Here is an 18,557-nt window from a genome sequence, read left to right as displayed (position 1 = left end):
AAGTGGATTATGCAGGGCCGCGGCAGGATGGAAAAACGAGTTATTTTGTTATTACCGATCGAATTTTTCGATGCTTGGCATGGTGGCGTCGCCTTGCCCAATGGCGGGGGTCAAGCCTGCGCCGGATTGCTAGGATCGGTTCATCCTCCATTCGAAGCGAGCCTCATGAAAACCACGATCCTCCGTACCTCCCTGCTCGGCCTGCTGGCCGGTCATGGCCTGGCCCAGGCCGAAGCGACGCAACTATATGGGCGCCTGAACCTTGGCGTCGAAGACATGCGTGTCCATGGCGACGGCCAGGCCACCTCGGTCCGCCTCTCGAATTACCGCTCGGTGTTCGGCGTGCGCGGCGGCGAAGAGCTGGGCGACGGGCTGAAGCTGCTGTTCCAGGTCGAAGGCACGCTGTCGCCGGACACGGGCGCCGGGGCCGTCGCCGCACGCGATACGCGCGTGGGACTGGAAGGACACTGGGGCACCCTGTTCGCCGGCAACTGGACCACGCCCTACAATGCCGCCAGCGCCAGCCTCGATCCCTTCTATCCGACCACGGCCGGCTACATGAGCATCATGGGCAACGGCTCGGCCGCGAGCGCCGACAATGCCAGCGACACCAGCTCCTTCGACCGCCGCCAGCGCAACAGCCTGCATTACTGGAGCCCGGCGTGGCGAGGATGGTCGCTGCGCCTGGCCCAGGGCCTGAACGAAGAACGGCCGGCCAGCGGCGCCAGGCCCTCGCTGAGCTCGGGCTCGCTGCAGTTCCAGGGCGAAGCGCTGTATGCCGCCCTCGCCTACGAGCGCCACCACGACTACCGCGGGCCCGGCCTAAATGACCAGGGCATCAAGCTGGCGGCGTCCTGGCAGTTCGGCGCCCTCAAGCTGGCCGGCGCGGTCGAAAAGCTGCGTTACGAAACGCTGAGCGGGAAGCTGGAACGGATGGACTACTACCTGTCGCTGAGCCGGCAATTCGGGCCCCATGGCCTGCGCTTCGGCATCGCCAGGGCAGGCGATGGAAAAGGCGAGAGCACCGAACGGGTGGGATTCGTCCGGGCCGGCAGCGACACCGGCGCCGTGCATGCGACGGTCGGCTACGAGTATGCGCTGTCGAAGCGCAGCAGCCTGTTCGCCTTCTACACGCACTTGCGCAACGACAGCCGCGGCGTGACCGATTTTGCGATCAATGGACTGGAGGGCGGCGCCGGTTCGACAGTCTCGGGAACCGCCCTGGGCATGCGCCACGCCTTCTGACGGGGCTAGCGGCTGCGCGTCTTTTCGATCTGCAGCCGCTCGGCGTCGCGCACCAGGTCGGGCAGCGAGCGCGCCGCCATCTTTTCCATGACCTTGCGCTTGTGGGTCTTGGCCATGATTTCGCTGACGCCCAGTTCGTCCGCGATCTGCTTGTTGAGCAGGCCGCCGATCACCAGGCGCAGGGTTTCCTGCTCGCGCGGGGTCAGGCTTGCATGGCGCCGGCGCAGGTCCGCCAGTTCGCGGCGGGAGGCGAGGCCCTCGGCATCCAGCGCCAGCGCTTCGCGCACGGCCTGGATCAGGGCATCCGGTTCGACCGGCTTGGTGAGGAATTCGATGGCGCCGGCCTTCATCGCCCGTACCGACAGTGGAATCGAGCCGAAGCCGGTCATGAAGATGACGGGGATGGCCTTGCCGAGGCGCGCCAGTTCGGCGGCCACTTCCAGGCCGTCGAGCTCGGGCATCTGCATGTCGCAGACCAGGCAGGACGGCGCATCGGCGCGGGCGTGCGCCACGAAATCGGCGCCGGCGGAGAAACCGCGCGCGTCGATGCCTTCGGCCTGCATCAGGTTCAGCACCGAGGCGCGCACGCTGTCGTCGTCGTCGACCACGTACACGGTCGGCTTCGTGGACAGCGCGTGCTGCTCGTCTTGTTCCTGCTGCCGGTTCATTGTCGACGCTCCTCTGCTCGTGCCAGGCGGCTTGTCCGTACTTGCCCGCGCCGGCACGCGCATGCGGCCTTTACTTCGCCGGTACCGGCGCCAGGGTCTCGTGGCTGCCCTTGGTACGCTGCGGCGCCTTGTGCACCATGGTGTAGGCGTAATCGACGCCCATGCCGTAGGCGCCGGAGTGCTCGCGGACGATTGCCATCACATCATTATACGTATCGCGGTGGGCCCAGTCACGCTGCCACTCTAGCAGCACCTGCTGCCAGGTCACCGGGACCGCGCCGGCCTGGATCATGCGCTGCATGGCGAAATCGTGGGCATCCTTCGAGGTGCCGCCGGAAGCGTCGGCCACCATGTAGATCTCGTACTCGCCTTCCAGCATCGCGCACAGGGCGAAGGTGGTGTTGCAGACTTCGGTCCACAGGCCCGACACGATGACCTTCTTGCGGCCGTTGGCGGCGAGCGCGTCGCGGACCTTCTGGTCGTCCCAGGAGTTCATCGAGCTGCGCTCCAGGATCTCCTTGCCCGGGAAGACGTCGAGCAGTTCCGGGTAGGTGTGACCTGAGAAGCTTTCGGTTTCGACCGTGGTGATGGTGGTCGGGATGTTGAAGACCTTCGCGGCCTTGGCCAGGCCGACGGTGTTGTTCTTCAGGACCTGGCGGTCGATCGACTGCACGCCGAAGGCCATTTGCGGCTGCTGGTCGATGAAGATGATCTGGCAGTTTTGCGGGGTCAGGACTTCCAGTTTTGGATTGCGCATGGTGTTACCTTTTGTTTACTTGGTTGAAGAATGTGCCAGTCCCGCCAGGATCAGCACAGGGAGTGCCAGCGCGGCGAAGCCGAACCAGGCGTATGCGAATGCGGCCGCCGTGCAGCCGATGGCGAAGGCCGCCAGCGGCCACAGGAATTTGGCGAAGCGGACCTTGAGGCCGGCGTCGTCGGCGCCGCGCAGCAGGTCGACGGTATCGATCACGATCTGGGTCACGTTCCCGGTCATCATGGAGGTGGGCGCCAGGTTGGCCAGCAGCAGGCGGCTGGTGGCACTGTGGGCGCCCATGGCAGCCGCGCCCAGCAGGCCGGCCGTCATGGCCAGCGCGCCGGCTTCGGCGCCGACCGGCGTCGCCGCCATGCCGAAGCCCATGAAGCCCAGCAGCAGTAGCAGTTCCAGCAGCAGGGCCGGACGCAGGGCCGCGCCCTGGCGTTTCTCCACCGCGACGATCAGCAGCCGGGCCAACGCCACGCCGGCGATGAAGGCCGGGAAGGCCAGGAATTTCAGCAGCACCGAACTGCGCGAGGGGTCGGCCAGGGCGGCGCCGATCAGGATGAAGTTGCCGGTGACGTGGGCGGTGAACAGGCCGAACAGCGCCAGGAAACCGAGCGTGTCGACATAGCCGGCCAGGAAGCCGAGCGCCGCCCCTTGCGCCTGGCTGCGTTGGTTTTCATTCATGCTTCTTTTCCTTCCCAGTCAACATGCATGCCGCCATGCTAGAAGCGCGGCGCCCGCCCTGCCCCTCCCATAAGGCCAGTTCGGCCGCCACCTGGCCTTTTGGCCGGTGCCGCGGCCGGGCTGCCTGCCTAGACTGGGCGCACCCTGCCATCCATCGCGCAGGACCGAATCCCTGAAAGGACACGCATGAAACAAGCATCTCTCTCGCGCCGCTCGCTGCTGGCCAGCGCCGCCACCGCCGCCGCGGGCGCAGGACTGGCCGCCGCCGGCACCGCCGCTGCAGCCGCAAGCGGCAAACCGTCGGCGCCAACCCAGGCGGGCGCACGCGCCGGCAACTTCCTCACCGTTGCCGACGGCACCGTCATCCATTACAAGGACTGGGGCAGCGGGCAGCCGGTCGTGTTCAGCCACGGCTGGCCGCTGCAGGGCGATGCCTGGGAAGACCAGATGTTCTTCCTGGCCTCGCACGGCTACCGCGTGATCGCCCACGACCGCCGCGGCCACGGCCTCTCGAGCCAGCCATGGACCGGCAACGACATGGACACCTACGCCGACGACCTGGCGGCCTTGCTGAACCACCTCGGCCTGAAGAAGGCGATCCTGGTCGGCCACTCGACCGGCGGCGGCGAAGTCGCCCGCTACCTGGGGCGCCACGGCAGCAGCCGCGTGGCGAAAGCCGTGCTGGTGGGCGCCGTGCCGCCGCAGATGGTGAAGTCGCCAGGCAATCCGAACGGGCTGCCGATGGATGTCTTCGACGGCATCCGCAAAGCCGTGCTGGAAGACCGCTCGCAGTTCTTCATGGACCTGACCCTGCCCTTCTACGGCTACAACCGCCCCGGCGCCAAGGTGTCGCAGGGCGTGCGCGACACCTTCCGCGCCCAGGGCATGCAGTGCGGGATCAAGAATGCGTATGACTGCATCAAGCAGTTCTCGGAAACCGACTTCACGGCCGACCTGAAGAAGATCGACGTGCCGACCCTGATCGTGCACGGCGACGACGACCAGATCGTGCCGGTCGACGCGTCCGCCCGCGCCGCCGCCAGGCTGGTGAAGAACGCCAGCCTGCTGGTCTACGAAGGCGCGCCGCACGGCCTGCCGACGACGCACAAGCATCGCCTCAACGACGACCTGCTCGCCTTCATCAAGGCGTAAGGACGAAGGCGCCGCCTATCCTTTGGTATAGCTGGACCAGCGGCCGGCCGCCGCCGACAATGGCGCGGTCGGCCCGGATGCCGCCGACGCCTTCGCCATCCGCCTGCAGGAGCCTTCGATTGGACAAGCCTACGATCTCCCTGGTCATCGCCGATGACCACCCTCTGATTCTCGCCGGTATCGCCACCCTGATCGAATCCGAGCCCGGCCTGCGCCTGCTCGGACAGGCGGTCGACGCCGACGGCGCGGTCGCGCAGTACGAACGCCTGCGTCCGGACGTGCTGCTGGTCGACCTCAACATGCCCGGCAGCGGACTGGAAGCGATCGCCCGGGTGCGGGCCCGCCATCCGGAGGCGAAAGTGGTGATCCTCACGACCTACGAGGGCGACGAAGACGTGCACCGCGGCCTGGCGGCCGGCGCCGCCGGCTACCTGCTCAAGCAGTCCGCCTTCGAGGAAATCGTGCTGTGCCTGCAGCAGGTCGTGCGCCACGGCCGCTACCTGCCCCCCCAGCTGGCGCACAAGCTGGCCTCGCGCATCCACAGCAGCGCACTCTCGCGCCGCGAGCTCGACATCCTGGGCCACCTGTCCGCCGGCAAGAGCAACAAGCTGATTGCACGCGATGCCGGCATCGGCGTCGGCACCGTGAAATACCACATCAATAACATCCTCTCGAAACTGAACGTCTCGTCCCGCACGGAAGCAGCCTGCGTCGCCCAGCAGCGCGGCCTGCTGCATCCCTACTGAACCACCAAGGGCCCGCGGGCCCGCAACCACGGAGCAAACATGCAAGCAACGGCGCCGGCATCCACGCCATCGGCCCCCCTCATCCTTTTCAACGGCTGCTTCCACACCGTCGACCGTGAAAATCCCCAGGCCAGCGCCGTCGCCATCCAGGACGGCAAATTCCTCGCCGTCGGCGATACCGACGAAGTCATGCGCCACCGGGCGCCCGGCAGCCAGCTGATCGACCTGAACGGACGCACCGTCATCCCCGGCCTGAACGATTCGCACCTGCATCTGATCCGCGGCGGCCTGAATTACAACCTCGAGCTGCGCTGGGAAGGCGTGCCCTCCGTGGCGGACGCCCTGCGCATGCTGAAGGAACAGGCGCAGCGCACGCCGCATCCGCAGTGGGTGCGCGTGGTGGGCGGCTGGAACGAATTCCAGTTCGCCGAAAAGCGCATGCCGACCATCGAGGAAATCAACGGCGCCGCGCCCGACACCCCGGTCTTCGTCCTCCACCTGTACGACCGTGCCCTGCTCAACCGCGCCGCCCTGCGCGCGGTGGGTTACGACCGCAACACGCCGAATCCGCCGGGCGGCGAGATCGTGCGCGACGCCGACGGCAATCCGACCGGCATGCTGATCGCCCGTCCCAACGCCATGATCCTGTACGCCACCCTCGCCAAGGGTCCGACCATGCCCCACGACCTGCAGGTGAATTCGACGCGCCAGTTCATGCGCGAACTGAACCGCCTCGGCGTCACCAGCGCGATCGACGCCGGCGGCGGCTTCCAGAACTATCCCGAGGACTACGCCGTCATCGACGAGCTGGCGCGCGAGAACCAGCTGACCATCCGCATCGCCTACAACCTGTTCACCCAGAACAAGGGCCGCGAGCTGGCCGATTTCGAACAATGGACCGGCATGGTCAAGCCCGGCGAGGGCAGCGACTTCTACCGCCATAACGGCGCCGGCGAGATGCTGGTGTTCTCGGCCGCCGACTTCGAAGACTTCCTGCAGCCGCGTCCCGACCTCCCACCCGGCATGGAAGGCGAGCTGGAAAAGGTCGTGCGCCACCTGGTCGAGCAGCGCTGGCCCTTCCGCCTGCACGCGACCTATGACGAGTCGATCACGCGCATGCTGGACGTGTTCGAGGCGGTGAACCGCGAGATTCCCTTCGACGGCCTGCCCTGGTTCTTCGACCACGCCGAAACCATCAGCCCGCGCAACATCGAGCGCGTGCGCGCGCTGGGCGGCGGCATCGCCATCCAGCACCGTATGGCCTTCCAGGGCGAGTTCTTCGTTGAGCGCTACGGCGCCGAGGCGGCCAAGGCGACGCCGCCGGTGGCGCGCATGCTGGAAATGGGCGTTCCGGTCGGCGGCGGCACCGACGCCACCCGCGTAGCCAGCTACAACCCGTGGACTGCACTGTACTGGCTGGTGTCCGGACGCACCGTTGGCGGCCTGCGTCTTTACGATGCCGGCCAGCGCCTGGCGCGCGGCACCGCCCTGGAACTCTGGACCAGCGGCAGCGCCTGGTTCTCGAGCGAGCAAAACAAGAAGGGCAGGATCCGCGCCGGCATGCTGGCCGACCTCGCAGTGCTCTCCAGCGACTTCTTCCGCGTACCCGAGGAGGAGATCAAGGCGATCGAATCGGTGCTGACTGTCGTCGGCGGCAAGATCGTGTACGGCCAGGCCGAGTTCTCGTCCATCGCACCGCCGCCGATTCCGGTGCTGCCGGAATGGTCGCCGGTGAACAAGGTGAGCGGCCATTACCGCCACGCGGCGCCGCAGCCCATGCTGGCCCACCAGTGCCAGGGGCCATGCGGGGTGCATGGCCACGGCCACGACCGCGCGCGCCGCTCGACCATGCCGGTTTCCGACCACCATGGCTTCTGGGGCGCCTTCGGCTGCAGCTGCTTCGCTTTCTGAGGCACTACGACTTTCGTATGAAGGGATAAGGGGCAGGACGTCCGATAATGGCACTGAGCGCCGCGCCAGATGAAAGCGCGCGGCGCCAAGATTGCCTTGAAGGAGTACTGCCCATGACCCTGGTCCTCGAACCCGTCCCGCGTCCTGGCGGGACCCGCATTTACCCCGCCATCCGCAGGAATGCCGCGCCGCGCCGGGCGGCTGCGCCTTACCTCGGCGGTATCGCGTTCGCCGCAGGCAGATCGGTTCCCGACCTGCTGCGTCATCTGGGGTCGGCGCAGCGGCAGGCCCAGGCCGAGGACAACGGGGCGCTGGCGCGCGAACTCGCGGACCGCGCCCGCCTGCTGCGCGGCCTGCTCTCGCCCGACAGCGCGGCCATCCTTCTGCAGTCATGCGCGGCGCCGAAAGGCCGCCAGAGTTTCCGCTTCGGCCACTGGCTGACGCGCCTGCAGGCCGCCTGGTACGCGCAGGCGCCCGCGGTCGCGCTGGAGGCCGTCGATGCGGCTGCTGCCCTGACCGGCCCGCAGACCTCGACCGGCGACCTGATGCTCTTCCACAGCTTTGCGGTATCGGCGCTGGCCTGGTGGCAGGATGCGGCCGAACCGGAGAGCCTGGAGCGGCACTGCGAAGCCTTGCGCTATATGGACGAACGCTGCCAGGCCAGCGGCGGCGCCATGCACGCACTGGCGCTTGCCGCCTGCGCCCGCAGGCGCGGCGACGGCATCGGCGCGCTGGGCGGCTTCGAACGCACCGCCGGCGGCGCGGCGCGGCTCGACCTGCACTGGCTGGCCGCGCTCGCCTACGAACAGGCCGCGATGCAGGCGGACGAAAGCGGGCTGGCATCGGCGGCGCGCCATTATCGCCGCCAGTGCCTGACGCATTACCGGAGCTGGGGCGCGGCCGGCCGGGTGCATGCCCTGCAGCGCGCCTGGAACGAGGATACCGATGGCGAGCGCGGGCACGCCATGGCGATCGCCCACGAACTCAATCAGCCCCTCGCGGCCATCGCCCTGCATGCGGCAGCGGCCGGCAAATGGCTGCGCCGCGCGGCGCCGGACGTGGAACGCGCGCTGGACTCCCTGGCGCTGATCGGCGCAGCGGGCCGCCAGGCGGGCGAGATCGTCCGCGGCCTGCAGTGCCTGGCGTCCGGCCAGCCACTCGAGACGGCCGTGGTCGAGGTCGACGAGGCCGTGCGCGAGGTGCTGGCGATGCTGCGCCATCGCCTGTGCGAGCACGGGGTCGAGGTCGAGCTGGCGCTCGGCCTGGCCGCGCGGACGATTGCCGCCAACCGCGTCCAGCTGCAGCAGCTGCTGACCAACCTGCTGGTCAACGCGATCGAGGCGCATGCGACCGCCGGCCTGGCAGGCGCGCGGCGGGTCCGCATCGCATCCCTGCGCAATGGCGAGCGCGGCGTCGAACTGGCCGTCAGCGACAACGGCCCCGGCATCGCGCCGCGCGACCGGGCACGCCTGTTCGGCTGCCGCTTCAGCACCAAGCCGGCCGCACACGGGCGTGTCACGGGCATGGGCCTGTCGATCTGCCAGTCCATCGTGCGCGCACATGGCGGCACGATCTGGTTCGAGCCTTGCGAACCCCATGGCGCCTGCTTCCGGGTGCGGCTGCCGGTGGCCGCCACGCCGGCGCCGCTGCAATAAGGTGTAGTATTCGCCCATCTCCACGCCACCACCATGCACACTCCTGTTCCAGCCCCGATCCGCGTCATGATCGTCGACGACCACCCGATGATGCGCGAAGGTATCTCGGCCGCCCTGCTCGCCCAGGGCGGCATCGAAATCGTCTGCACCGCCGCCAACGGCAACGAGGCGATCGCCGACTTCGCGCGCCATCGGCCCGACGTGTCCCTGGTCGACCTGCAGATGCCGGTCAAGGACGGGCTCGAAGCCATCATCGGCATCCGCGCGCTGCACCCCGACGCGCGCATCATCGTCCTGACGACCTACCGCGGCGACGCCCGCGTGCTGGCGGCGCTGAAGGCCGGCGCCGCCGCCTACCTGCTGAAGGACGCCTCCGGACTGGCCCTGGCGCAGGCGGTGCGCAACGTCTATCGCGGCGCCAGCGTGATCGCCCCCTTGGCGCAGAGCGACGTCGACAGCCATTTCCGGGCCGACGCGCTGTCGCCGCGCGAACTCGACGTGCTGCGCCTGGCCGCCAACGGCAATTCGAACCGCGTCATCGGCGAAGCGCTCAGCATCGGCGAGCCGACGGTGAAGACCCACATGAGCACCATCCTGGTCAAGCTGGGCGCCAGCGACCGCACCCACGCCGTCACCCTTGCGCTCAAGCGCGGCTACATCAGCCTCTGAAGGCGGCGCCGGCCGCGCGCTATCCCTTCGTATATCTAGGCCGGCACGGCCATCGCATCCACAATCGAAGCAACGCCGCAGGCCGCGGCGCAATCACTTCCTGAAAGGATCGCAGCATGACCACTACCCGCACCATCGACAGCGTGGCCGCACACGACGGCACCGTCATCCACTTTACCGACTGGGGTCACGGCACGCCGGTCGTCTTCAGCCACGGCTGGCCGCTCTCCGGCGACGCCTGGGAAGACCAAATGCTGTTCCTGGCCGAGCATGGCTACCGCGTGATCGCCCACGACCGCCGCGGCCACGGCCGCTCGAGCAAGGCCTGGCACGGCAACGACATGAACACCTACGCGGACGACCTGGCGACGGTGCTGAACACCCTCGACATCACCGGCGCCACCCTGGTCGGCCATTCGACCGGCGGCGGCGAAGTCGCGCGCTACATCGGCCGCCACGGCACCGGCCGCGTCGCCAAGGCGGTGCTGGTCGGCGCCGTGACGCCGCAGATGGTGGTTTCGGAGGCGAACCCGGACGGCGTGCCGATGTCGGTCTTCGACGGCATCCGCGAAGGCGTGCGCAAGGACCGCGCCCAGTTCTTCCTCGACCTCACCATGCCCTTCTTCGGCTTCAACCGTCCGGGTGCGACGGTATCGGAAGGCATGCGCCAGTCCTTCCTGATCCAGGGCCTGCAATGCAGCATCAAGAGCGCGCATGCCTGCGTCGCGCAGTTCTCCGAGACCGACTTCACGGAAGACCTGAAGAAGATGAGCATCCCGACCCTGGTCATCCACGGCGACGACGACCAGATCGTCCCGCTGCCGACCACCGCGCGCCGCGCCGTCGAGCTGCTGCCGCAGGGCCGCCTGTCGGTGTACGAAGGCGCGGGCCACGGCCTGCCGTCGACCCACAAGGACAAGCTGAACGCCGAACTGCTGGATTTCCTGCGCAGCTGATCCCGCCGCGCCGTCCCGGCTGATGGCGCCGGAGGGGCGGCGCCCCTCCTTTTCCTTACGCCTGGCCGAAGGACCGGGGTTTCCGGGTCCGCGGCCGGGTGCGCAGATCGGCATAGGCGACGATCATGAAGGCGCCGGCCAGGCCCAGGTGCTCGAAGAATCCGTTCTCGGCCATGCTGCGCGCAGGGCCGGCCAGCTCCCAGAAGCGGTTCGCGACCAGGTTCGCCGCCAGCGTGAACAAGGCCAGGTAGACGGCGCCGGCCCAGCGCTTGACGCCACTCAGGATCAGGAAGGACGCGGCGAGTTCGCCGACGATGGTCAGCAAGGCCAGCGGCGCCGCGGGTTCCATCCCGAAGTGGTGCATCTCGGCCAGCGCTGCCGGAAAATCGATGGCCTTTTCCAGCCCGCCCTGCAGATAGGCCGAACATAGCAGCAGAAGAAAAAACCGGTACAGCAGCCCGGCTGGGCGGGAGCGGTGCGCGGTGGGAATGGCATGGACGAAGCGAGGGTGCATGTTGAAATCCTGCGAAGTGAAGGGAAAGAGGACGGTAGACACGGCGCCGCGGGTTCAGCCCGGGATCGCGTAGCGCGACCTGGCCGCCTGGTCCATGAGGCGGCGGACGTGGGTCGAGAACAGGCAGCGGCGCTTGCCGTTCTTGAAGAACTCATGCGATCCGCTGGCGACGGTGCCATCGGCGAACACGATCTCGAAGCCGACATGATCGCGGTCCGCATGCAAGCCCCAGCGCGCCAGGACCCGATCGGCGCTCTGGAACTCGCTGATCAGCACAGTCGCCCTGGTCGGGTTCCATAAACGAATCCGCAGGACGTCGATGTGCTCGTCGATGCGTTCTGCGCTGCTTGCCCGCTCGGTACTGGAAGGCCTCATGTTCCGCGATTGCCATGTCAAGGATCTGGTCGAGAACGAAGTATGGAAGCTGTGGCGGCCTTGCGCCCCTGTCCTAGGGCAGGGGCGCGAACAGGCCAGGCGGCCGATCATGTCGGCTGGCCGATTGGTATTCAAGGAGATGACATGACCGACACCACTGCAAAGAATATAGTCCAGGAATTCGGTGCGCTCGCACCCGTCCGCATCGGTCTCGATGCCGATGTCCGTTCCAAGAGCGTGCGCGCGCTGAACCGCCTGCTCGCGCATACGATGGCGATGCGCGACGCCTACAAGAAAGCGCACTGGCAGACCGCCGGGGCAACCTTCTATGAACTGCATCTCCTGTTCGACAAGCACTATGACGAACAGGTGGCACTGATGGATTCGATCGCGGAACGCATCCAGACGCTGGGCGGCGTGACGGTCGCCCTGCCCGGCGACGTGGCGAGCGAATCGGCCATCGCCCGCGCGCCGCGCGGCCGCGAAACGGCGCGCGCCCAGCTCGACCGCCTGGCCGATGGGCACGAAATGATCCTGCTGGAAGCCCGTCCGCTGGCACGCGCCGCCAACGACGCCGGCGACGACGGCACGAACGATCTGATCGTCAGCGAGATCGTGCGAACCAACGAGCTGCAAAGCTGGTTCGTCGTCCAGCACCTGTCGCGTCATTCGGAACTCGCCCCGTCCGTCTGACAAGGCCGCGTTGGATCGTCAGGCAGGCAGCAGGCGCAGGTCGAACACGCGTTCGCCGAGCCAGATAGCCGCAATCAGCATGATCAGGCAGGATCCGCCCATCATCATGAAGCGGCGATAGAACCAGGTGCCGCGCGCCAGCCAGGCCAGCGGCAGGAAGGCGGCGACGATCGCCAGCTGGCCGATCTCGACGCCCAGGTTGAAGCCGACCAGCGATGCCGCCAGTCCACCGCTCCGCAGTCCCAGGTCGCCCAGCACGCTGGCGAAGCCGAAGCCGTGTATCAGCCCGAAGCCGAAGGCCGCGACCCAGCGCCGCTTGTGCGTGACGGGGCGCAGGTTGTTCAGCGCCGCGAGCAGCACCGACAGCGCGATCGCCGACTCGACCCAGCGCGAAGGCAGCGCGATCACGTCCAGCGCGGCCAGACTCAGCGTGATCGAATGGGCCACCGTGAACGCAGTGACGATGCGCAGCACGTCCACCAGGGCGGCGCGCGGCCCCGCGACGGCCCGCCATGCGTGCTCGCGCCATACCAGCACCGCGGGCAGCAGCAGGGACAGCAGGAACAGAATGTGGTCGTAGCCGATCCAGATATGCCATATGCCATGCTGCACGAAGCCGAGGAAGCCCTGCGCGCCGCTCTCTTCCAGCTGCGCGTGCGGCTGGCTGCTGCCCAGCACGAGCGTGCGCGGCGCGCCTGCGCCGGTCACGCTGAGCAGCCCCTTGTGCTGGGGATCGACGTCGGCGAACAGGCGGTAGTCGAATTCCAGGCTGCCGCTGGCCGGGCAGGTAGCGATAAAGGGCAATACCGTATAGGCGCCGTCCGTGTGGCTGTCGACCAGCTGGCTGCCGGCCGAGAGCCGGCATGGCTGGCCGCCGCGCGCGATGCGCAGGCGCGCCAGCGCATAGGCGGCGATGTCCGCATGGCGGCGCCGCAGCTCGTCCCATGTGATCTGGCCGTCGCCATCGGCGTCCAGGCCGATCGCATAATCGAGGTCACGCAGTGCGATGTCCCAGCGGCCCTGCAGCGGCGCGCTGCCCGCTGCCGCTTGCAGGCTGAGATAGCTGTCGCTCGGCTTGTGCGCGGCGGCCGGCAGCGCCACGGCCAGCAGCAGGAAAAACAGGCAGCAGATCCGCTTCATCCTTCGTTCCCTTTCTTTGCTCCGCCCAGCTGCTGGGCGAGGCGCGCCAGCGCGGGGTCTTCCACGCCCGAGGCTTTCATCCAGTCCAGCACCGGGCGCGCCGCCAGCGGATGACGCGCTGCCAGCGCCGCCTCCAGCAGCACGCGGGCATCCGCCAGCTCTTTCTGCGATGCCCAGTTGCGCTGCGCTAGGCCGAGCGCGCGCGGCCCGTTGCCGTGCAGCTGCAGCTCGAAGCGCGCCTGTTCGCGCAGGTGCACGCCGTCGCCGCGCCGTTCGCCGGCGTCGAAGCGTGCGTTCAGCTCGGCCAGCTCGGGCGCCAGCCGCGACTTGTCGCCGGCGCCCGCCAGTGCCAGCGCGTGGCGCAGCAGCAAGCCGTCGATCCGCAGATAGGGCGCCAGCAGCGCTTGCACCGCATCGTGCCGGCGCTCTTCGAGCAGGAAATCGGCGTAGGCGGCGAGCAGATAGCTGTCGCCGGGCGCCAGCGCCAGCGCCTGGCGGAAGCGCGCGCGGGCGCTGGCCGCATCGCCGCGCCGCGCCGCCATCTCGGCCAGGCTGCCCAGCACCCAGGCGTCGACCCCGGCCTGGGCGCCGGCGCCGCGTTTATAGGTGGCGGCCAGCAGCGCTTCGCTCGCATGCAGGCGTCCGGTCATGGCGCCGACGTTGGCGATGCAGGCGGCCGTCACCAGTTCGTCGGCAAGACTGGACAGGCGCGCGCAGCTGCGCGTCGCGGCCGGGTAATCGGCGCGCACCGTCTCGACAGTGGCGCGGGTCAGCCAGGCCTGGGCATTGCCCGGCTCGGCGGCGGTGACGGCGTCGAGGTCGGCCAGGGCTTCGGGAAAGCGGTGCTCGGTCTGCAGCAGGCTGGCGCGCAGCAGGCGTACCTCGGCCGGCGGCGCCGGCTGGCGCCACCACGGCGCCAGTGCGGCCTGGGCGTAGCCGAAAAAGCGCGGGTCGGCTTCGCGCCGCCCCAGTTCGATATAACGCCGCGCCACCTTGGCGGCGCGGCCAAGGTCCTGCGGCGAGCCGGCGAGGCTGGCGCGCAGCTCGCGCAGTTCGCGCTGCTGCGGGCTGTTCCGCCATGGCAGAACTTCCAGTACTTCGGCGCCGCTGGCCGGCAGGCGTGGCGCCGCCGCGGCCAGCACGGGCGCCGCCATCAGCACCGCAAGCAAGGCCCGTGGCAGGCCAGCGGCGCCGCCCCTCATGGCGTCACCGGCGCCGGTTCGGTGTTGTCCGGCATGGTGGGCGCGGTCGCGTCCAGGGCCGCCGGTTCCGTGTCGTCGGGCCGGGTCGCCGCTACCGTCGATACCTGGGCGGCAAAGACGTCCGGCGAGGTCGTGCCGCCGGTGGTCGGTGGCGGCGGCGGCATGGTCGCCGGCGCATCGTCATGGCGGTCGTGGCCGCCGCAGGCCGACAACAGCAGCGTCAGGCAAAGCAGGCTCAATGTACGCATGATGGCCTCCTCACTGCTGCGGCGAACCGGCCAGCGGCGTCTTCAGATAAGGGAAGGCGTTCCCGAAGAAGCTGTCGTCCAGGTAGGCGCCGTCGGTGAAATGCAGTCCGCCGGCGGGCGCGTCGGCCGGTGCGCAGCCCAGGTTCAGGGTGCACAGCTTGCCCATCACCACCCGCAGCGCGATGTCGACCACATCGTCGCCGGGACGGCGGCCGTTCGGGAAGCCGGCATTGTCGCCGTCGATCACGCCCAGGCGTTTCTGCGCGCCCTGCGCCACCGGAGCAATCGTGGTGTTCAGGCGCAGCATCTCGGAAGCGGTGACCTTGGCCGGCTGGTTCAGGCCCTTGACGCCAGTGAGGAAGGCGGCCACCAGGTCATTGCGCGGGAAGTTGGTCGGCGCCTTGGCGCCGGCGCTGCCGTACAGGACCTCGACCAGGGCCGGCAAGGTCGGGTTGGTGACGTAGTCGGCAAACTGGCCGTCGGCCGATGGCTTGCTGTGATTGAAGCGGTCCTTGTCCTTCAGGCCGATCACGACCTCGTTCACCAGCGGCATGCCGAGACGCGATACCTGGGTCCAGGCGCCGCCCTCCTTCGAGGCGCCGGTGCCGGTGCCGGGCGTCGGATTCAACAGGCGCGCCTGGCGCATGCTGGCGGTCGTCCAGCCGCCGATCACGGGGTCGGTTCCTGCGACCAGGCAAGAGGCCGCGACTTCGAGCTCGATGCTGGTCACGTTCTTGCCGGCCAGGTCGTCCTTGGCGGCGCGCTCGGCGCCGGCGGAGAACTCGGTGGCCGGCGCCTTGATGTTGATGAGGTCGAAGGTCTCGCCGAGGTTGACCACGAAGGGATCCTTGCGCTGGCCGACGAACATGCGCGCCGGCGTCGCGCAGCCCGGAATGTTCACCTGGTAGACATGCTTGGCGGCGTAGGCCGCGTAATTCGGAATCGACTTGTTGCCGATGTTGTCGATCGGCTTGTCGAAGGTGGTCACACCGTTCATGCCGGTGACTGCCGCGCGGGTGCCGGTGCGGCGGTCGCCGCGCACCACGTTGACGGTATAGGTCTCGCGCACATTCAGCCCGGCCGCATTCGGGCCGTCGATGGCGCCGCCGTTGATGACCAGCGGGATCGCCACCTGCTTGCCGCCGACGGTCAGCTTGGTGTCCTTGTTGGTGTTCTGGAAGCGGAACTGGAAGGTGAGGTCCTCCTTCGCATCGCCATTGTTATCGATGTGGATTTCGTACAGCGCTTCCGGGTCCATCGCGAAGTAATTCGGTCCGGCCTGCGGATCCTGCAGCGGCACGTAGTTGGCGATCATCGTCACAAAACCGTCGCGTCCCGCTTCGTAGCTGCGGAACATGTAGAAGTCGGTGGCGTCGATCTTCGGATGCTGGGTGATGAACGGCGCCTCGCGATGGCTCGACGCGTATGCGGCCGGCTGGACGATGGCTGCGGACAGCGCAGCGGCGATCAGACCCGGTAGTAGTGCTCCCTTGCGTTTCATGTTTTCTCCCCCTTGTTGACGTCGAACGTAGATGCTTGCCATCCATATACGCAGGGGCGGTGCAACTGGATTCAATAAATTTTAAAAATTTCAAAAAGATTTTTTGAATCCAGCCGGGGTGGGTCATGCGTATATGAAGTACACCGACCACAACCAGGAGATACCCATGTTCCGTACTTCCCGCACCGGCTTCGCCGCCGCCGGCAGTTTCGCCCTCATTAGCGCCCTGCTCGCCCTGCCCGCTGCGGCGGAGGCGCACGAGAGCACGGTCATGGTCGGCGGCCAGGCCATGTACCCCAGCAAGGACATCGTCGACAATGCCGTGAACTCGGCCGACCACAAGACCCTGGTGGCGGCGGTCAAGGCGGCCGGCCTGGTCGACACGCTCAAGGGCAAGGGACCCTACACGGTGTTCGCGCCCACCGACAGCGCCTTCGCCCACCTGCCGGCCGGCACGGTGGATGGTCTGCTCAAGCCCGAAAGCAAGGACACGCTGACCAAAGTACTGACCTACCACGTGCTGCCGGGCCGCTACGACTTTGCCGCGCTGCAGAGGGAAATCGTCAAGCAGGGCGGCAAGGCGCGCCTGGCGACGGTCGGCGGCGGCATGCTGAGCTTCGCGATGAACGGCAACCGGAATATCCAGGTCATGGACGAGAGCGGCCACACCGCCAGCATCAGCACCTACGATGTGGCGCAGTCGAACGGCGTCATCAACGTGATCGACACCGTCCTGATGCCGAAGTGAAACAGGAAAATTTGACGAATCTGCCGCAATCCCCGTAATGACGCGTTAGAATGATTGCATTAAATCAATGACGGGGACGCCGTGAGCAGAGATCTGGAAGACAGCGAGCAGCTGCAGCGCCTGTTGGGCGCGGTGGCGCTCGGGGACCAGGGCGCCTTCCGCAAGCTGTATGACGCGACCTCGGCGAAGCTGTTCGGCTTCGCCCTGCGCATCCTGCGGAAGGACGAGCTGGCGGAAGAAGCGCTGCAGGATGCCTTCGTGTCGATCTGGCACGCGGCCGCGAGCTATCAGCTGCACCTGTCCGCCCCGCTCACCTGGATGGCGACCATCGTGCGCAACAAGGCCCTGGACATCCATCGCCGCCAGCCGAAGGGCGAATTCGAACTCGCCCTGCAGGACTACGATCCGGTGGAAGCGCTGCAGGACACGGCCGCCGGCCCGCAGGACCTGGCCGAGCTGTCGCGCGATGCCCTGGCCCTGGCCGGCTGCATGGAAAAGCTGGCCGGACGCCAGCGCCAGGCGATCGGCATGGCTTACCTGCACGATATGTCGCACAAAGAAGTGGCGGCCGAGCTCAGCCTGCCCTTGGGGACGGTGAAGACCTGGATCCGCCGTGGCCTCGACCGCCTGCGCGATTGCCTCACGAACCGGGAGACTGCATGAACCTCAGGAACAATGCGGTACTGCGCGAAAAACTGGCGGCCGAATACGTGCTGGGCACCCTGCGCGGCGGCGCCCGGCGCCGCTTCGAAACCTGGCTGCGCGAGGATGCCGCGCTGCGCGCCGCGGTCGCCAGCTGGCAGGGGCATTTGGGCACCCTGTCGGAACTGGGGCGCCCGGTCACGCCGCCGGCGCGGGTCTGGACCGGCATCGAGCGGCGCCTGCAGCTGGCGCCGTCGGCGCCATGGTGGCAATTCTGGCGCCTGGATGCGGCCCGCCCCTGGGCCTGGCTGAGCTTTGCGGCCGGCGGCCTCGCCTTGGCGCTGGGCGTGATGCTTGCCGGGCGCGAAGGCACGGCGCTGCCGCAGCAGGTGGCAGCGCTGGCCGACGCGCAGTCGCGCACGGCCCTGGTGGTGACGGCGGACGCCGCCCGCGGAAGGCTGGACGTGCGCGTGGCGCGCGACGTGCAGGTTCCCGACGACCGCACCCTGCAGCTGTGGGCGATCGGCGCCAACGGCAAGCCGCGCTCGCTCGGCATCCTGGCCGACAACCGGCACGCCGAGCTGACGCTGGACCAGCGCGCGATCGGTCCGGATGTGGTGCTGCTGGCGATCAGCCTGGAGCCGAAAGGCGGCTCGCCCGATCCGAACGGACCGACCGGGCCGGTGCTGTACAAGGGTAGCTGGGCTCGCCTGTAATTCAAGGATGGCCGTGCGGGCGATCGTCGTGTATCTTGCAGTCCTTGCGAAAATGCACAGGCGAGCACAAAACCCTGAGCGCGACCTCGCGCGGCACCCCGGCCTGTTCCATGAACTGCAGCGCAGGATGCACCCCATGACGGGTGCACAGCTTCAGGCCTTGATCGACAAAATAGGCGGTTGTGCCATCGGTCCGTGCATCATTGCGGTTCTGCTCAGCCATGCCTTCCTCCAAACGAGCGGACGATGCTAGCAAAGCGCGGCGAACACTTAAAGTAAATTCTCAGGTTCTTAATGTAAGTACCTGTTTTTGTGTTTTATACGCAAATTTG

Annotated in this window: 22 protein-coding genes; 11 read left to right on the top strand and 11 right to left on the bottom strand. The window is 67.8% G+C overall.

From position 1 onward, the window contains the following. The first annotated feature begins 165 nt into the window (after nucleotides 1-165). Nucleotides 166-1,245 (top strand): porin, encoded by a 1,080-nt coding sequence (locus tag AC07PE_RS08910; RefSeq protein ID WP_498763309.1) that lies wholly within the window; start codon nucleotides 166-168, stop codon nucleotides 1,243-1,245. 5 nt (nucleotides 1,246-1,250) lie between these two features. Here AC07PE_RS08910 and AC07PE_RS08905 read toward each other — a convergent pair whose 3' ends face one another. The 3 genes from AC07PE_RS08905 to AC07PE_RS08895 form a co-directional block, all read right to left on the bottom strand. Then, on the bottom strand, nucleotides 1,251-1,913 hold the full coding sequence (locus AC07PE_RS08905; RefSeq protein ID WP_498763307.1) for a response regulator transcription factor: 663 nt from the start codon (nucleotides 1,911-1,913) through the stop codon (nucleotides 1,251-1,253). Between the two features lie 70 nt (nucleotides 1,914-1,983). Continuing rightward, nucleotides 1,984-2,670, bottom strand: a complete 687-nt coding sequence (locus tag AC07PE_RS08900) for a hydrolase (RefSeq protein WP_498763305.1) — start codon at nucleotides 2,668-2,670, stop codon at nucleotides 1,984-1,986. Between the two features lie 15 nt (nucleotides 2,671-2,685). After that, nucleotides 2,686-3,357: a YoaK family protein gene (locus tag AC07PE_RS08895; protein ID WP_498763302.1), complete on the bottom strand. Its 672-nt coding sequence runs from the start codon at nucleotides 3,355-3,357 to the stop codon at nucleotides 2,686-2,688. Between the two features lie 186 nt (nucleotides 3,358-3,543). On the opposite strand from AC07PE_RS08895, the gene AC07PE_RS08890 reads away from it, so the two are divergent. Further along, nucleotides 3,544-4,509, top strand: coding sequence for an alpha/beta fold hydrolase (locus AC07PE_RS08890; protein WP_498763300.1), 966 nt, complete (start codon nucleotides 3,544-3,546; stop codon nucleotides 4,507-4,509). Here the strand turns inward: AC07PE_RS08890 and AC07PE_RS08885 are convergent. Then, nucleotides 4,499-4,636: a hypothetical protein gene (locus tag AC07PE_RS08885; protein ID WP_498763298.1), complete on the bottom strand. Its 138-nt coding sequence runs from the start codon at nucleotides 4,634-4,636 to the stop codon at nucleotides 4,499-4,501. The genes AC07PE_RS08890 and AC07PE_RS08885 overlap by 11 nt on opposite strands. Between AC07PE_RS08885 and AC07PE_RS08880 the strand changes: the two genes are divergently transcribed. The 5 genes from AC07PE_RS08880 (at nucleotide 4,629) to AC07PE_RS08860 (ending at nucleotide 10,446) form a co-directional block, all read left to right on the top strand. Then, nucleotides 4,629-5,255, top strand: a complete 627-nt coding sequence (locus AC07PE_RS08880) for a response regulator (protein ID WP_498763297.1) — start codon at nucleotides 4,629-4,631, stop codon at nucleotides 5,253-5,255. The genes AC07PE_RS08885 and AC07PE_RS08880 overlap by 8 nt on opposite strands. 39 nt (nucleotides 5,256-5,294) lie before the next feature. Beyond that, on the top strand, nucleotides 5,295-7,166 hold the full coding sequence (locus AC07PE_RS08875; RefSeq protein WP_498763294.1) for an amidohydrolase: 1,872 nt from the start codon (nucleotides 5,295-5,297) through the stop codon (nucleotides 7,164-7,166). Nucleotides 7,167-7,279: 113 nt separating this feature from the next. Further along, nucleotides 7,280-8,821: a sensor histidine kinase gene (locus AC07PE_RS08870; RefSeq protein WP_498763292.1), complete on the top strand. Its 1,542-nt coding sequence runs from the start codon at nucleotides 7,280-7,282 to the stop codon at nucleotides 8,819-8,821. 33 nt (nucleotides 8,822-8,854) lie between these two features. Beyond that, a complete protein-coding gene (locus tag AC07PE_RS08865) occupies nucleotides 8,855-9,490 on the top strand; it encodes a response regulator transcription factor (protein ID WP_498763290.1) in 636 nt (211 codons plus the stop codon). 116 nt (nucleotides 9,491-9,606) lie between these two features. Beyond that, on the top strand, nucleotides 9,607-10,446 hold the full coding sequence (locus AC07PE_RS08860; RefSeq protein WP_498763288.1) for an alpha/beta fold hydrolase: 840 nt from the start codon (nucleotides 9,607-9,609) through the stop codon (nucleotides 10,444-10,446). Between the two features lie 55 nt (nucleotides 10,447-10,501). On the opposite strand, the gene AC07PE_RS08855 is transcribed toward AC07PE_RS08860, so the two are convergent. Together AC07PE_RS08855 and AC07PE_RS08850 are read right to left on the bottom strand one after the other, a co-directional pair. Further along, nucleotides 10,502-10,960, bottom strand: a complete 459-nt coding sequence (locus AC07PE_RS08855) for a DoxX family protein (protein ID WP_498763286.1) — start codon at nucleotides 10,958-10,960, stop codon at nucleotides 10,502-10,504. A gap of 54 nt (nucleotides 10,961-11,014) precedes the next feature. After that, the gene (locus AC07PE_RS08850; protein ID WP_498763283.1) at nucleotides 11,015-11,335 is read right to left on the bottom strand and encodes a hypothetical protein; all 321 of its coding nucleotides are present in this window, start codon (nucleotides 11,333-11,335) and stop codon (nucleotides 11,015-11,017) included. 144 nt (nucleotides 11,336-11,479) lie between these two features. On the opposite strand from AC07PE_RS08850, the gene AC07PE_RS08845 reads away from it, so the two are divergent. Continuing rightward, nucleotides 11,480-12,028 carry a Dps family protein gene (locus tag AC07PE_RS08845; RefSeq protein WP_498763281.1) on the top strand — a complete coding sequence of 183 codons (549 nt, stop codon included), beginning with the start codon at nucleotides 11,480-11,482 and terminating at the stop codon, nucleotides 12,026-12,028. Between the two features lie 18 nt (nucleotides 12,029-12,046). Here the strand turns inward: AC07PE_RS08845 and AC07PE_RS08840 are convergent, their stop codons facing one another. From AC07PE_RS08840 to AC07PE_RS08825, 4 genes are read right to left on the bottom strand one after another with little or no spacing between them, the layout of a single operon-like run. After that, entirely contained in the window at nucleotides 12,047-13,168 is a 1,122-nt protein-coding gene (locus AC07PE_RS08840) for a HupE/UreJ family protein (protein ID WP_498763279.1), read from the bottom strand. Beyond that, nucleotides 13,165-14,370, bottom strand: a complete 1,206-nt coding sequence (locus AC07PE_RS08835) for a tetratricopeptide repeat protein (protein WP_498763277.1) — start codon at nucleotides 14,368-14,370, stop codon at nucleotides 13,165-13,167. The genes AC07PE_RS08840 and AC07PE_RS08835 overlap by 4 nt, the downstream gene beginning before the upstream one ends. Continuing rightward, nucleotides 14,367-14,618 (bottom strand): hypothetical protein, encoded by a 252-nt coding sequence (locus tag AC07PE_RS08830; protein ID WP_498763275.1) that lies wholly within the window; start codon nucleotides 14,616-14,618, stop codon nucleotides 14,367-14,369. The genes AC07PE_RS08835 and AC07PE_RS08830 overlap by 4 nt, the downstream gene beginning before the upstream one ends. A 10-nt stretch (nucleotides 14,619-14,628) precedes the next feature. Further along, entirely contained in the window at nucleotides 14,629-16,119 is a 1,491-nt protein-coding gene (locus AC07PE_RS08825; protein ID WP_498763273.1) for a DUF4331 domain-containing protein, read from the bottom strand. A gap of 271 nt (nucleotides 16,120-16,390) precedes the next feature. On the opposite strand from AC07PE_RS08825, the gene AC07PE_RS08820 reads away from it, so the two are divergent. The 3 genes from AC07PE_RS08820 (at nucleotide 16,391) to AC07PE_RS08810 (ending at nucleotide 18,225) form a co-directional block, all read left to right on the top strand. Next, nucleotides 16,391-16,867 (top strand): fasciclin domain-containing protein, encoded by a 477-nt coding sequence (locus AC07PE_RS08820; protein ID WP_498764745.1) that lies wholly within the window; start codon nucleotides 16,391-16,393, stop codon nucleotides 16,865-16,867. 81 nt (nucleotides 16,868-16,948) lie between these two features. After that, entirely contained in the window at nucleotides 16,949-17,530 is a 582-nt protein-coding gene (locus AC07PE_RS08815; RefSeq protein WP_498763271.1) for a sigma-70 family RNA polymerase sigma factor, read from the top strand. Continuing rightward, nucleotides 17,527-18,225, top strand: a complete 699-nt coding sequence (locus AC07PE_RS08810) for an anti-sigma factor (protein ID WP_498763269.1) — start codon at nucleotides 17,527-17,529, stop codon at nucleotides 18,223-18,225. The genes AC07PE_RS08815 and AC07PE_RS08810 overlap by 4 nt, the downstream gene beginning before the upstream one ends. 1 nt (nucleotide 18,226) lies before the next feature. Here AC07PE_RS08810 and AC07PE_RS08805 read toward each other — a convergent pair whose 3' ends face one another. Continuing rightward, nucleotides 18,227-18,448: a hypothetical protein gene (locus AC07PE_RS08805; protein WP_498763267.1), complete on the bottom strand. Its 222-nt coding sequence runs from the start codon at nucleotides 18,446-18,448 to the stop codon at nucleotides 18,227-18,229. Between the last annotated feature and the right edge of the window lie 109 nt (nucleotides 18,449-18,557).

This window comes from Telluria sp. GW821-FHT07G12 (assembly GCF_059418525.1).
This window is presented reverse-complemented; position numbering and strand designations above follow the sequence as displayed.